This window comes from Nonomuraea sp. IBHARD001, assembly GCF_056106265.1.
This window is the reverse complement of sequence record NZ_JBWBBW010000002.1, coordinates 2,028,659-2,042,422: the sequence shown is the minus strand read 5'-3', so window position 1 is coordinate 2,042,422 and position 13,764 is coordinate 2,028,659. Positions and strand designations below refer to the sequence as shown.

Annotated in this window: 10 protein-coding genes; 4 read left to right on the top strand and 6 right to left on the bottom strand. The window is 73.7% G+C overall.

The window, feature by feature from the left end; translation table 11 throughout:
- Positions 1 to 98: 98 nt before the first annotated feature.
- Positions 99 to 1,001 (top strand): CHAP domain-containing protein, encoded by a 903-nt coding sequence (locus ACTWNK_RS11525; protein WP_474303885.1) that lies wholly within the window; start codon positions 99 to 101, stop codon positions 999 to 1,001.
- A gap of 24 nt (positions 1,002 to 1,025) precedes the next feature.
- Positions 1,026 to 1,679: a M15 family metallopeptidase gene (locus ACTWNK_RS11520; protein ID WP_474303884.1), complete on the top strand. Its 654-nt coding sequence runs from the start codon at positions 1,026 to 1,028 to the stop codon at positions 1,677 to 1,679.
- Here the strand turns inward: ACTWNK_RS11520 and ACTWNK_RS11515 are convergent.
- Complete coding sequence (locus tag ACTWNK_RS11515; RefSeq protein ID WP_474303883.1) at positions 1,652 to 4,654, bottom strand: AfsR/SARP family transcriptional regulator; 3,003 nt, start codon at positions 4,652 to 4,654, stop codon at positions 1,652 to 1,654. The genes ACTWNK_RS11520 and ACTWNK_RS11515 overlap by 28 nt on opposite strands.
- A gap of 121 nt (positions 4,655 to 4,775) precedes the next feature.
- The gene (locus ACTWNK_RS11510) at positions 4,776 to 6,992 is read right to left on the bottom strand and encodes an MMPL family transporter (RefSeq protein WP_474303882.1); all 2,217 of its coding nucleotides are present in this window, start codon (positions 6,990 to 6,992) and stop codon (positions 4,776 to 4,778) included.
- Between the two features lie 128 nt (positions 6,993 to 7,120).
- On the opposite strand from ACTWNK_RS11510, the gene ACTWNK_RS11505 reads away from it, so the two are divergent.
- A complete protein-coding gene (locus ACTWNK_RS11505) occupies positions 7,121 to 7,663 on the top strand; it encodes a TetR/AcrR family transcriptional regulator (protein WP_474303881.1) in 543 nt (180 codons plus the stop codon).
- Positions 7,664 to 7,791: 128 nt separating this feature from the next.
- Here ACTWNK_RS11505 and ACTWNK_RS11500 read toward each other — a convergent pair whose 3' ends face one another.
- Genes ACTWNK_RS11500 through ACTWNK_RS11490 form a run of 3 tightly spaced genes read right to left on the bottom strand, consistent with a single transcriptional unit; the run spans position 7,792 to position 10,768 of the window.
- Positions 7,792 to 8,907, bottom strand: coding sequence for a sensor histidine kinase (locus ACTWNK_RS11500; RefSeq protein WP_474303880.1), 1,116 nt, complete (start codon positions 8,905 to 8,907; stop codon positions 7,792 to 7,794).
- Positions 8,904 to 9,947: a hypothetical protein gene (locus ACTWNK_RS11495; RefSeq protein WP_474303879.1), complete on the bottom strand. Its 1,044-nt coding sequence runs from the start codon at positions 9,945 to 9,947 to the stop codon at positions 8,904 to 8,906. Before ACTWNK_RS11495 ends, ACTWNK_RS11500 begins: the two co-directional genes overlap by 4 nt.
- Positions 9,944 to 10,768, bottom strand: coding sequence for a response regulator (locus ACTWNK_RS11490; RefSeq protein WP_474303878.1), 825 nt, complete (start codon positions 10,766 to 10,768; stop codon positions 9,944 to 9,946). Before ACTWNK_RS11490 ends, ACTWNK_RS11495 begins: the two co-directional genes overlap by 4 nt.
- 53 nt (positions 10,769 to 10,821) lie before the next feature.
- Here ACTWNK_RS11490 and ACTWNK_RS11485 point away from each other — a divergent pair, with 53 nt between their 5' ends.
- The gene (locus tag ACTWNK_RS11485; RefSeq protein ID WP_474303877.1) at positions 10,822 to 11,760 is read left to right on the top strand and encodes a hypothetical protein; all 939 of its coding nucleotides are present in this window, start codon (positions 10,822 to 10,824) and stop codon (positions 11,758 to 11,760) included.
- Here the strand turns inward: ACTWNK_RS11485 and ACTWNK_RS11480 are convergent, their stop codons facing one another.
- Entirely contained in the window at positions 11,761 to 13,707 is a 1,947-nt protein-coding gene (locus ACTWNK_RS11480; RefSeq protein WP_474303876.1) for a serine/threonine-protein kinase, read from the bottom strand.
- Positions 13,708 to 13,764: the final 57 nt, after the last annotated feature.

Genomic DNA, 13,764 nt, shown 5'->3' with positions numbered 1-13,764 from the left:
CACAGTGGGTCCCGTCGGTTCGAGCCGCCCTCGAACCGCACCGGGCAACACCCGGCCCCACCGGGGAGGGCCGGAACGACGGCAGGAAGGGACACGCGATGGTGTCAAGGCGGTTCAGCACGGCTCTGGCCCTCACACTCGTGGCGGCCATCGGGCAGTTCGCGGCGGGAGCGGGCGCCGCGTCGGCCTCGACGGGACGCGCGCTGATCATCGAGAAGGCCGAGGCCGAGCAGGCGGACGCCACCCGCAACCACGGCACGGGCCCGCAGAGCACATGGGGCGTGTGCAACTACTACACCGGCTACTTCCGCGCCTGGAAGCCCGCCACCCCGTCCTGCCCCACCACCGACGGCGTGCGATGGCGCGAGAGCGACTGGTGCGCCGACTTCGTGAAGTACGTGTGGAAGGCAGCCGGAGTACGGCATGCCGACGTGCCCGAGGGGAGCGGCGGCGTGCTGACCGGCAACGCCTCCTCCTTCAGGGACTACGGCCAGACCTTCGGCACCTGGCACGCCGCGGGGAGCGCCTACACACCGCAACCCGGTGACGCCGTCGTCTTCGACTGGGGCGGCGACGGCGTCATCGACCACGTGGGCGTGGTGAAAACGGCGAACGCGAGCACGCTGAGCACGATCGACGGCAACAGCGGCACGCCGAGCCAGATCAGGAGCCGCAGCTACGCCAGGTCCGCCACGAGCATCGTCGGCTACGCCGAGCCCGTCCTCACCACCTACCTGGTCGACACCTACGCCGACGCCCCCGGCAGCGCCACACCGGGCGGCCCGGCGACCGGCACGCTGCGGGCCGGGACGAACTATGTGTACTGCAAGGTCTGGGGCCCGGTGATGCGGGCGGGATCGGCCTACAACCACTGGTGGCTGTGCACCGACCTCGACTCGGGCGACCCGTGGCGCGGGCAGTACGTCTCGGCGCTGTACCTGTCGCGCTGGGGCGACGACGAGGCCAAGGACAACACCGGCATGGTCATCCCGACCTGCTGACCACCACCGCCGGAGAGGGCGACGATGGCCGAGATCATGCTGATGTCCGACCCGAGGCTCGCCGCCGTCACGGTGGCCGAGTGCGGCGAGCCGCTGGTCGACCTCCGGCAGGTGCCCGGACTGCGGCTGGACGCACGCCTGGCCGACGCCGAAGGCGCCTACGCCATGGCCAGGTCGGGTGTGGCCGAGCGGCTGGCCCGCGCCGCCGAGTCGCTGCCCGCCGGGCTGCGCCTGCTGGTCGTCGAGGGGTATCGGCCGATGCGGCGGCAGGTGGCCTACTTCGACGCCTACGCCGCCGACCTGCGTGCCAGGCACCCGGAGTGGAGCGAGGAGCACCTGCGCGTGCAGACCAGCCGTGCCCTCGCCCCGCCCTCGATCGCGCCGCACGTCAGCGGCGGCGCGGTCGACCTCACCCTGTGCACGGAGGAGGGCAACGAGATCCGTATGGGCGGCGAGGTCAACGCCGACCCCGACGAGGCGTCCGGCGCCTGCTACACGCATGCCGAAGGGCTGGGCGAACGCGCGGTGGCCAACCGGCGGATCCTGCTCACCGCGCTGGGCCGTGCCGGACTGGTCAACTATCCGACCGAGTGGTGGCACTGGTCCTACGGCGACAGGTACTGGGCGGCGGCCACCGGCTCCGACGCCCGCTACGGGCCGCTGTCCTGGCCGCCGTGAGGCTCGCGCGTGAGCTCGCCGTACTCGCGTGAGCCGTGGCTCTTGAAGATGGCCAGGGCTTCGGTCATGGCGGTCGCGGCGGCCTCGGCGCGGCCTTCGCGGTGTTCGAGCGTGGCCAGGTCGCGCAGGGTTCGCGCGCGCCACAGCGGGAGGTCGAGCTCGTGCCACAGTGCGAACGCCTCGGCGAACCTGGCCCTGGCCGCGGCGTGCTCGCCTTCGGCCAGGTGCAGCTCCGCGGCCGTGCGCAGGCTGAGCGCCGTGCCGAACCTGTCGCCCGCCCTGCGGTGCGCGGCGAGCGCCGTCTCCATGCGCTCGCCCAGCCCGGCCGTGCGCCCCTGACGCACGAGCGTCTTGACCCACGCCTGTACGCCGAACGCCTCCAGGAGTTCGTCGCCCACCTCCCTGAACATGCCGATCGCCCTGACCGACAGCTCCTCGGCCAGGCCGAGCTCCCCTACGGCCCTGTGCACGGTGGACATCGTCCGCAGGGCCAGCGCCTCTCCCCTGCGGCTGCCGTCGAGCCGGTGCGCGGCCAGCGAGCGGGCGATGTCGGCGAAGGCGCCGCCGAAGTCGCCGAGTTCGAGACGCACCGAGGCCTGGAGCCTGGCCACCGGTCCGACGGCGGCGGCGTCGCCCCTGCCTTCGGCCAGGGCGCGGGCCCGGTCCAGATGGGTGAGCGCCTCCTTCAGCCTGCCCTGCTCCCGGCAGACGGCGCCGAGCGTCGACATGATCGACACCTCGCCGGGCACGTCGCCCTCGTCGTGGAAGATGGCCAGGGCGCTGGTCAGGCACACGCGGGCCTCGGCCCAGCGGTCCTGGGCGTATCTGAGCTCGCCCAGCTCGGCCAGCAGCCTGGCCTCCCCGTGCGTGTTGCCCGCGCGGCGGGCGGCGGCCAGCGCCGCGTCGTGGGTACGCGTCCAGGCCTGGAACTGGTTGTGCATGACGAAGACCGCGCCGAACAGCGCCGAGGCCAGCTCGCCCGCCAGGTCGTCCAGGTCCATGGCGGCGGCCACCTCGACGCCGACGACCATCGAGGCCTGCTCCGACTCCAGCCACGCCTGCGGGGCGGCCAGCACATCGGCGGCGTGTGCCTCGTCGACCTCCAGGGCGTGCTCGTAGCTCTCGCGCAGGTGGATGGCGCCTCTCGGCTCGGCCAGGGTGATCCGCCTGATCAGGGCGAGCCACTGGCCGAGCACCCGTCGCACCGCCCCGATCCGCAGCTCGCGCGGGTCCTCGGCCTCGGCGCGTTCGCGGGCGAAGATGCGCACCAGGTCGTGCATCCGGTAGCGCAGCCGTCCGCGTGCGTCGCTGCCGCCGAGGCTCACCAGTTGCGCGTCGACGAGGCTCTCGACGACGGCCTCGCCGCTCTCCTGTGTCACGTCGAGCGCCACCGCGACCGTGTTGGCGCAGAAGTCGCGCGATCCGAGCACGCCGAGCAGCCGCAGCCCCCGCCTGGCCGGGTCGGGCAGCGCCCGCAGGCTCAGCTCGATGCTCGCCCGCACCTCCTGGTCGCCCGCCGACAGTTCGTCGAGCCTGCGCCGCTCGCTGCCGAGCCTGCCGGCCAGCATGTCGAGCGACCAGCCTCGGCGTGCGGCCAGACGCGCGCCCGCGATCCTGATGGCCAGGGGCAGGCTGCCGCACAGGGCGACGATCGCGCGTGCCGCTCCGGGCTCGGCCGCCACCCGCTGCTCGCCCACGATCCTGCTGAGCAGCAGCACGCCTTCGGACTCGGGCAGCACACCGAGCTCGGTCAGCACCGCTCCGGCCAGGCCGGGCAGCCGGTTGCGCGAGGTGATGAGCACGCCGGGGCCGGGACTGCCGGGCAGCAGCGGGCGCACCTGCCCTTCGTCGGCCGCGTCGTCGAGCACGACGAGGACCCGCCTGCCCGCCAGGACCGAGCGGTACCTGGCCACCCGCTCCTCCAGGCTGGTGGGCAGATCGGCCGGTTCGGTGCCGAGTTCGCGCAGCAGCCTGCCGAGCACCTCCCCGGGCGCGGCGGGCGCGTCGGACATACCGCGCAGCTCCACGTGGATCTGGCCGTCGGGGAAGTCGGCGACCAGCCGGTGGCCGACGTGCGCGGCGAGTGCCGACTTGCCGCTGCCGCCCTGCCCGGCCAGGACGGCAACGGGGACGCTTCGGCGGACGCGCATCTGGGCGATCAGCACGGCGGCCTCGTCGGACCTGCCGGTGAAATCGGCGGGCTCGGGCGGCAGCTGCGCCGGTCTGACCACGGCGCCGGACAGCCGGGAGGCGGACGCGCTCACCCTGACGACGGGCATGCCGCCGCCCGTCGAGCACAGAACGCCGTCGTCGCCGCGCAGCACCGCCTCGTGCACCGCGCGCAGCTCCGCGCCCGGCTCGACGCCGAGCTCGTCCACCAGCAGCGCCCGGCCCGCCATGAAGGTGGTCAGCGCCTCGGCCTGCATGCCCACCCGGTACAGCGCGACCATGAGCTGGCCGCGTAACCGCTCCCTCGTCGGGTGCTCGGCGACCAGCGCCCTCAGCTCGGCGACCAGCTCGGCCTGCGCCCCTCTGGCCAGGTCGGCGGCGACGCGGTCCTCGATCGCTGCGGTCCTGAGCTCGGCCAGCCGTACGGCCTCGGCGGTGAGCGCGTCGCCGATGCCGCCGAGCGGCGCACCGCGCCACAGGGCCAGGGCCCGGGCGAGCGTCTCGCCGGCCGCCTCGGCCCTGCCTTCGGCGGCCAGCTTCCGGCCCTGCGCCGTGAGCGCGTCGAAACGGTCGGCGTCGAGCTCGCCCGGGTTCAGCCTGACCAGGTAGCCGGGCGTCCTGGTCTCGATGACGCCGAGCTGCTTGCGCAGGGCCGAGACGTAGGTGTGGACAAGGGCGGGCGCGCTGCCGGGCGGGTCGTCGGGCCACAGGACGTCGATGAGCCGTTCGACCGAGACCACACGGCCGGACTCCAGCAGCAGGGCGGCCAGCAGCGCACGCGGCTTGGGACCGCCGAGACGTACCATCCGACCGCTGTCCCACACTTCAACGGGACCGAGTACCCGAAACTCCACCGCTCTCCCGAAAGGTTACGGAGCCCACGCCGAGCCGAGTACCACCGTATGACGTTCCGGACCCGTGCGGTTCTCAGCGCGTGCCGAGCAGTTCCTTGGCGGGCGCCTGGCTCTCGTCGTCCTCGTGTCCTTCGATGGACAGGTTCGGGAGCAGCCGGTCGAGCCAGCGCGGGCACCACCAGTTCGCCCGGCCGAGCAGCACCATGGTGGCGGGCACGAGGAAGCCCCTGATGATCGTGGCGTCCACCGCGACCGCCACCGCCAGGCCGACGCCGAACACCTTCACCAGCGGATCGGGATAGGCGATGAACGCGACGAACACCGCCACCATGATCAACGCGGCCGACGTGATCACCCGCCCGGTCGAGCCGAGCCCCTCGGCCACCGACCTGCGGTTGTCGCCGTGCTTGAGATACGCCTGCCGTACGGCCGTCAGCAGGAACACCTCGTAGTCCATCGACAGCCCGAACAGCACGGCGAACAGCATCAGCGGCACGTAGCCGTCGATCGGCACGGTGAAGAAGTACGTCACCAGGTAGCCGTCGGAGGCGCTCGCCGGTGCGTCCATGCCGACCAGCCCGCTGCCGAGCCCGATGGAGAACACCAGCGCCAGCGCCCCGAACGCGGCGCCGAGCGAGACGAGGTTCATCAGCGCCGCCTTCACCGCCACCACGGGCGCCCTGAAGGCCAGCAGCAACAGCAGCGCACTGAGCAGGACGACCACGCCGATCACCAGCGGCGTGCGCTCGGTGATCCGGGTGGAGGCGTCCGCCATCGCGGCCACCTCGCCGCCCACGTGCACACGCGCCCCCGGCACCTCGATCGCGCGTACGGCCCGCACCACGTCCGCGGCGCGGTCGTCGCTCGGCGCGTACTCGGGGACGGCCTGCAGCAGGACCGAGCGGCCGTCGGTGTTGAGCTTGGGCTCGGTGACGTGGGCGACGCCGTCGACCTGCTCGACCTTGGCCTTGAGCATCTGCAGGGCGGGATCGGCGGGCGTGGTGGCTGCCGTCCTCGTGTCCAGGGCGGCCACCACGAGGAGCGGTCCGTTGCTGCCGGGGCCGAAGCCCGTCGTCATCAGGTCGTAAGAGCGCCGCGCGGCCGAGTCGCGCTCGCCGTACCCGTCGTCGAGCGGGCCGAGCTTGAGGGCCAGCGCGGGGGCGGCCAGCGCGCCGAGCACCAGCAGGCTGCCGATGAGCACCTTCCACGGCCGCCTGGCCACCCAGTGGCCGAGCCCGGCCCAGCCCGAGTCGTCCGAACGCCCGATGAACGGGATCCGCAGCGCGTTGACCCGATGCCCGAGCAGGCCGAGCAGCGCGGGGACCAGCGTCACGGCGGTGAGGACGGCGCACACGACCGAGATGCCGGTGATCCAGCCGAGCGTCTGGAGCAGCGGGAACCCGCCGAGCAGCAGCGCGCTCAGTGCGATGATCACCGTGCCGCCCGCGAACACGACGGCTCCGCCCGAACTCGCCGTCGTCCGGCGCACCGCCTCGGGCACGGGCACGCCGTCGGCCAGCAGCCTGCGATGGCGCGAGAGCAGGAACAGCGCGTAGTCGATGCCGACGCCGAGCCCGATCATCGTGGCCATGATGCCCGCCTGCTTGGGCACGTCGACGACATGGCCGAGCAGGCCGATCACCGCGAGCCCGGTGGCGACGCTGATCAGCGCGGTGAAGATCGGCACCAGTGCGGCCACCAGCGTCCCGAACGCGAACAGCAGCACGAGCAGGGCGCAGATCACACCGATGATCTCGCTGGGCCCGGTCTTGATCTCCTTGTCGGCGGGAGTGGAGCTGTCGGCGGGCACGACCTCGATCCCGGCGGCGCGGGCCGGTTCGGCGGCCTTGGACAGGACCTGGGTGGTCTCGGCGACCTTCACCGGGTCGTGTCCTTCGAGCCTGACGGTGATCACGCCGATGGCCAGGTTCGGGGCCAGGCCGCCCATCGCGTAGGGCGTGCCGACCTCCACCACGTGGGGCGCCTCGCGCAGGGCGGCCATCGCGCGTTCGACGGCCTGCTTGCGCGGTTCGTCGACGAGTTTGCCCTCGGCCGTGTACAGCACCAGTCTGACCGTGCCGCCCGGGTCGAGGCCGGGGCCGAAGCCCTCACGCATGAGGTCGTGCGCGCGCTGGGCGTCGGTGCCCGGGATCGAGGCGTCGGTGCTGACCGGCCTGCCCAGGGCGAAGCTCGTCGCGGTCAGCCCGACGGCCGCGACCACCCACAACGCCAGTACGGCCCAGCCGTGCCTGGCGCACCAGCCGCCCAGCCGTCCAAGGAAACGCGTCATCGGCCTCGCCCACCCTATGCAAGTATGAAAATGCCCACGAAACGCCCGTCCTGTACGACCGTTCAGCCCCCTATGGGCTGAGATTAGGCGGGATATTCGGGTAAAGCTGTAGCTTCGTCGGAATTGAGATGATGACCACACTCGACCACGGCAACGACACCCGGACGCGCATCCTGGCCGCGGCCAGGACGCTGTTCGCCGAGCGCGGCTACGCGGCCACGTCGCTGTCCGACATCGCCGCCGCCGTCGGCCTGACCAAGACCGCGGTGGCCTACCACTTCCATCCGAAGGACCGGCTCGCCGCCGAGCTCATCGCCCCCGCCGCCGACGACATGCTCGCCCTGCTCGGCGCCGAGTTCGCCGGCCACGAGGAGTTCGTGAGCGCCCTCGTCGCCTTCGTCGTACGGCACCGCACGGTCATACGGCTGCTCATGGAGGACATCGGCTGTGCCGACCACGCCCCTCCCGGGTCGCCGGGCGAGGCCATCCGTACCTTTCGCGATGAGATCTACACCCGCGTGACCGGGCCCGATCCCGACGCCGAACGCCGCGTCACCGCATGGGCCGTCATGGGGGCCGTCCAGGCGGCCGTCGTGCAGACGATCGACCTGCCGGAGGAGCAGGTACGCCCGGTCCTGCTCGCCTCGGTACTGCGCGTGCTGCGGGGGTGAGCGTGCTGCGGGGGTGAGCGTGCTGCGGGGGTGAGCGTGCTGCGAGGGTGAGCGTGCTGCGAGGGTGAGCGTGTCCCCGGTTCTGGGGACACCTGGTCCGGGGACACCCGGTTCAGGGGACGCCTGCTTCAGGCGGAACTCGGCTCGGCCGCGACGCTGATCACCACCCGGGTCCCCTCGCCCGGCGCCGACTCCACCACCACGGCGCCGCCCACCGCCTCGACCGCGCCCGCCAGCGACTCGCGCAACCCGAACCCCGCCCGCTCCCCCACCGCGAACCCGCGTCCCCGGTCGACGACGCTCACGCGCAGCCGCCCGCACTCCATCTCGGCCAGCACCCTGGCCCTGCCCACCCCGGCGTGCTTGCGCACATTGACCAGCGCCTCCTGCACCGCGGCCGTCAACGCCCGGCCCACCTCCCCGGGCAACCGCGCCTCGGCCGCGGGCCCCAGCTCCAGCCGGACGGCGAGCGTGGGGCCCTCGACCCTGGCCACGAGCGTGCGCATCGCCGCGCCGAGCCGTACGGGGGCCGTGTCGCCCGCCTCGCGCAGGTAGGAGCGCAGCCAGCGGGCCTGGTCGGCCACGTGGGCGCGCAGGCGGGAGTCGTGGACCCGCTCGCCCGAGGCCAGTTCGTCGAAGACGCCGAGCACACGGGTGCCGAGCAGCCTGGCGTGCGCGGCGCGCTCCTCGGCCCTGGCCAGTTCGGCCGCCGCCGTGCCCGCCTGCTCCCTGGCCGCGTCCAGCGCGTCGGCCTGCGAGCGCAGCGCCCATGCGCTCGTCCAGGCCATCAGGCCCATCCCGGCCATCGCCGTACCCACCACGACCGGCCGGTCGACGCCCGCCATCGCCGCCGACACCACCACGGTGAGCGGAGCGACGGCCGCGACGAACACGGGCAGCCGCCGCAGCGCGAGCCCGGCCCCCACGACGACGACCGAGGCGTAGGGATAGGTCCAGCCGGGCTCGGCCAGACCCGAGCAGAGCAGGACGACCACGGCCAGGAGCAGCGCGTCGGCCACGACCGCCCACGCGGGCGGCGGCCTGCGCCTGCGCACCGCCCAGACGACGAGGAGCGCGGCCTCGGCGGCGACCACGGCGAGCAGCGGTCCGAGCGGGCCGGTCAGCCACTCGTTCCTGCCGCCGAGCGCCATCACCAGCAGTTGCGCGCCGAAGCCGACGCGCAGGGCGCAGAAGACGAGAGCCACCGAGCGCTCGGTGCCCTGCCGTCCGAATCGCGTCGTCATCGGCAGGCGAACCTGAGCTCGACCTCGGTGCCCTCACCGGGTGTGTGCTCGACGACCCCGTGCGGCCCGACCGGAGCCGCGGGTTCGCCCCGGTGGGTCATGGTCACCACCAGCACGTCCCCTTCGGCCTCGGCGTGCACCACCACCTTGCACGGCTCGTCGGCGGCGGCGAGCGCGGTCAGATACGTCCGGACGGCGGCTCCCGCCTGCGCGCAGCCGCCGGGCGGCAGGTCGCCCGCGAGCGTGAGGTCCACGGTCAGGCCGAGCCGCCTGGCCCGGTCGGCGGCGTCGGCCAGCGCCGTGTGCGGGCCCGCCGCCCGTGCGGGCAGTGCGATGAGGTCGCGGAGCCTGCCCGCCTCGGCGCGTACCCTCGCCCGCAGCCTGGCGTCGGCGACCTGGCCCGGCTGGGCGAGCGTCTCCATCGTCTGCAGCACCTCGTCGTGCAGGACCCGGGCGTGTGCCGCCTTCTCGCGTTCGCGTGCGACGGCCGCCTGCGCCGCCGTCGTCGCCTCGCGTGCCGAATCGGCCTCCGCGGCCCTGCGGCGCACCGCGCGTGCGGCCAGCACGCCGACCAGGACGTTGACGACGACCGTCGCCAGGTCGAAGAACGTGTGGCCGATCGGCAGCCCGACCGCGGGCGCGCTCCAGGCCACGACGCCGAGCACGGGAGCGACGGAGAGCACGGCGACCGCGGGACGCCCCGCGCCCAGCCCCACCGCGAACGCCGTCGGCACCGCGTAGTCCCAAGGCCAGTTCGACCAGCTGTGCGCGCCGGGGTCACGCGTCTGCACGACGACCAATGCCATGATCACAGCCAGCAGCCAGGCATCGGCCACCACCAGCCACCACGGCGGCACCCGCCCCGACCGCCAGGCCAGCGCCCCCAGCACCACCCCCTCCACCACCAGCAGTACGGCAGGCCAGGAGCGCGCCTCGCCGGTCGCCGCCGTGACCAGCAGGGTGCTCAGCGCCCCGGCCCTGATCACCGCGAACGCCACCAGCAGCGTGCGCTCGGCCGAGCCGTGCTCGCGTGTGCTCACTCGTCCGGCGGGCGCAGGCCCAGCTCGTCGGCCGCCCGGATGAGCTCGGCCAGGTGACCGAGGCCGAGCTTCACCCTGATGCGTTTGACCAGCGTGTCCACGGTGGACTCGGCCACGCCCATCCGGGTGGCCGTCTGGCGGCGGGTGCGCCCCTTGGCCAGGTGGGCCAGGACCTCCGCCTCACGCGGGGCGAGCGCGGGCCGCCCCGCGAGCGGCGAGGCCGGGGCCGCCAGTTGCCCGCGCAGGATCGCGGCCAGCCCGTTGCCCAGCACGAACCCGCCGGAGGCGACCGACACGACCGCCGCGTGGAACTCCACCGGCTCGGAGTTCTTGGTGAGGTACCCGCACGCACCCGCCCGCAACGCCGCCACCACGTCGGCCTGCTCGCCCGATGCCGACATCACCAGCACCCTCGTGCGCGGCGCCCAGTCCTCGATGACCGCGACGGCCGGTTGCCCGTCGGCCAGGTAGAGGTCGAGCAGCAGCACGTCGGGCGTCCCGCCGACCTCGCCCGCCGTCGCCGCACTCGCGACGACCTCGACGTCGGCCACGTCCCGGAAGAAGCGCACGACGCCCTCCCGCATGAAGGGATGGTCATCCACCACAGCAAGCTTGATCACAGCCGAGCCTCGGACGGTTGGCGGAAGGGGGACGGGCGAGACGGGAAACAGTGGAGCGATGCCGACAGCGGGAAGGCGGCTGGATGCCGACAGCGGGAACGGCGGCTCATTGTCCACTGCGCCCAGCTTGTGGATCAAGAACAATGTCCCCCCTTTGTCCCCATATTTCACGACTGGTTGCTGTGCGTGGCGCGGTGACATAACTGGGCGAGACACCGTTCCCCTTGAGATTCCCCCTGAACAGGAGATTCGCCATGCCGTCCCCCCGCAGATCCCGCCTGCCCGCCCTCCTCACCTCCATCGCCGCACTCGCCGCCCTGCTCGCCGCCCCCACTCCCGTTCAGGCCGCCACGGGGGCCGCCCTGAACGGCGTCGTGCGAGCCGTACCGGATGTCGGGCTGCGGGTCGAGCCGCGGGTCGGCTCGCCGGTCGCCACGCGCATCCCGACCGGACACAGCGGAACGGTCAGCTGCTACGTCCGAGGTGACCAGGACGTCAGCGGATGGGGAGGGACGAACCCGTACTGGAACCTGACCGCCATCGACGGCCGCACCGGCTACATCCCGGACGTGTGGCTGGACACGGGGGGCGACATCACCCGGCAGGTGCCCGAGTGCGGCGGCAGGCGGGCGAGCGGCGACGACGGCTCGCCGCCCCGCACGGCCGCGTGGACGGGACGCGCGTGCGTGTTCCACGCGCCGAAGGGCGCGCCGATCGGCGGGGTGGTCCACCTCGGCCACGTCGGCTGGGCCTTCAAGGTCAGGCAGCGCTCGTCGTCGGGCCAGGACCTGTACGTGTACGGCTCGACGGAGAACCCCTCCGGAGCCCCCCGGATCCCGGCGGGCGGCGACACCGGCGCCTGGCGTGCGTACGGCACCCTGTCCGACATGCGGGCCGAGTTCGGCGGCACCCTGCACTCGCCCAACCGCTACACCTCCTACAAGTGCGTGGCGGTCGACGCGGCCGACGAGAGCGCCGCACGCGCCGCGGTCACCGAGGTGGAGAGGTCGGGCTACATCGTCCTGACCAACAACTGCATGGACCACGTCCACCGCGTGCTCAGCGCCTACGGGGCGGGCCTGCCCAAGCCGGGCCCCAAGCAGTCGCGCGTCCTGCCCCGCAGCGCCGATCTGCCGAGCTGGATCCCCACCCTCTGGTACAACCGCATACCGATCCAGGCCACCACGATCTGACTAGAGCGCCTCCCCCACCGAGGGGTCGGCCGGGGGTTCGGTCGGCGCGCTCGTCGGAGGCGCACTCGTCGGCGGGCCGGGCTCGGGCTCATCCGGGCCCGGCTCCGGCCCCGTCTGGGCGAGCAGCCCGACCGTCAGCACCACCGTGAGGCCCGGCTCGGCGCACGTGCCCGACGCCGTGCTCTGCGCCAGCACGACCCCGACCGACGCCGGATCCTCCACCAGCCTGCCCCGCTGCCGTACGGCGAAGCCCGCCGCCCGCAGCGCCGCCCTGGCGTCGGGCGGCGCGAGCCCGGTCACCCCGGGTACGGCGGCGCCGTGCCTGGTCACGACGAGCGCCACGGCCTTTCCCGCCTGCAGCCTGCGACCGGCGCCCGGTTTCGAGGACAGCACGCCGCCCTCCTGGCCCGTGCCGCACGCCCGGGTGACCTGGCCGACCCGCAGTCCGGCGGCGGCCAGCCTGGCCTCGGCCGCCGTCCGGGTGAGCCCGGCCAGTGCGGGCACCCGGACGCCCGCCGACACGGTGAGGTCCACGCTCGCCCCCTTGGCCAGCCCGGCCGTGCCCGCCGCCGGGACGGTCGAGACGACCTGCCCCACCGCCTCGGCCGAGTCCACCTCGCGCACCCGGCCCGGTGTCAGCCCCGCCGCCCTGATCGCCTGGACGGCGTCCGCCCTGCCCATGCCCACCACGCCGGGCATCCTGAGCCCGGGCGTGATCAGGCTCTGCCCGCGCGGGCGTGTGGCCTTGCTCTCCTTGGCCGAGTTCGACGGCTCCCGCACCGGGGCCTGCGAGGCCGCGGTGTCCGACGGCCGGGCCGCCGCCGCTCCCGCCGTGCGCTCGTCGGCCCGCAGGGCGGGCACCAGCACGGCCACCAGCACGGCGGCACTGATCAGCAGGGCCCCGGACACGGCGAGCAGCCCCCTGCTGGCCGGACGCCCGCCCCACCGAGGGCTTTCGACGGTCGGAGCGGCGGGCCGTGACGGCCCGGCATGCGCACCGGTGACCTCGAGCAACCAGTACGCGCCGGATGCGCCGCTGCCCTCAGGCTCGGCGAACGCGTCGGGCGAGGCCCCCGACGGCGACGGCGCGGCCGCCGACCGGGGATACGGGTGCGGCGGAGGCGAGCGCAGTGCCTCCGCCGCCACGCCCTCCCCCTCCCCCAGCAGCGCCAGCAGTAACTCCCTGCTGCTGGGCCGCCCGCGCGGGTCCTTGTCGAGGCAGGCCGCCACCAGGTCCCTGAGCTGCCCCGACAACCGGCCGAGCACCGGTTGCGCGGTCAGGATGCGATGCAGCACGGGGGCGACCGAGTCCTGTCCGAAGGGCGCGGCGGCGTTGGCCGCGAAGCACATCGTCGCGCCCCAGGCGAAGACGTCGGCGGCGCCGGTCACCAGCGAGGCGGTGATCTGCTCGGGCGCCATGTACGCGGGCGTGCCGACGCCCCGCCCGCTGACGGTCGCGGCGGCGTCCAGCGCCTTGGCCAGACCGAAGTCGATCACCCGGGGGCCGTCGGCGCCCAGCAGGACGTTCTGCGGCTTGAAGTCGCGGTGCACGATGCCCGCCCGGTGGATGGCGGCGAGCGCGGTCGCGGTGCCCACGGCCAGCCGTTCGAGCGCGCCTCCCGTGCGCGGCCCGGTCAGCGCCACCTCGCGATGCAGCGACGGCCCGTCGACGTACTCGCTGACGATGTAGGGCCGATCCTCGTCGAACCCGGCGTCGACCACCTGGGCGGTGCAGAACCTGGCGACGTGCTTGGCCAGTTCCACCTCGCGCAGGAAGGCCGCACTGCCCTGGCCCACGGAGCCGTGCAGCAGCTTGACCGCGTAGCGCACGCCGTCGCGGCTGCCCAGATAGACCAGTCCCTGGCCGCCCTCACCCAACCGGCCGACGAGATCGTAGTCGCCGAGCCTGACCGGGTCCCCCGTTCTGAGCGGCTGCGCATATGGCACGGGCGCCTCCCCTCGCCGCCACCCGTTGCTCTTCCTCCACTGAAGGCGAGAGATCGA

What these genes read in the sequence shown, in the direction of transcription:
- ACTWNK_RS11525 (WP_474303885.1), top strand. Translation starts at nt 99, where the DNA reads ATGGTGTCAAGGCGGTTCAGCACGGCTCTGGCCCTCACACTCGTGGCG.
- ACTWNK_RS11520 (WP_474303884.1), top strand. Translation starts at nt 1,026, where the DNA reads ATGGCCGAGATCATGCTGATGTCCGACCCGAGGCTCGCCGCCGTCACG.
- ACTWNK_RS11515 (WP_474303883.1), bottom strand. Translation starts at nt 4,654, where the DNA reads ATGGTACGTCTCGGCGGTCCCAAGCCGCGTGCGCTGCTGGCCGCCCTG.
- ACTWNK_RS11510 (WP_474303882.1), bottom strand. Translation starts at nt 6,992, where the DNA reads ATGACGCGTTTCCTTGGACGGCTGGGCGGCTGGTGCGCCAGGCACGGC.
- ACTWNK_RS11505 (WP_474303881.1), top strand. Translation starts at nt 7,121, where the DNA reads ATGATGACCACACTCGACCACGGCAACGACACCCGGACGCGCATCCTG.
- ACTWNK_RS11500 (WP_474303880.1), bottom strand. Translation starts at nt 8,907, where the DNA reads ATGACGACGCGATTCGGACGGCAGGGCACCGAGCGCTCGGTGGCTCTC.
- ACTWNK_RS11490 (WP_474303878.1), bottom strand. Translation starts at nt 10,768, where the DNA reads ATGTCACCGCGCCACGCACAGCAACCAGTCGTGAAATATGGGGACAAA.
- ACTWNK_RS11485 (WP_474303877.1), top strand. Translation starts at nt 10,822, where the DNA reads ATGCCGTCCCCCCGCAGATCCCGCCTGCCCGCCCTCCTCACCTCCATC.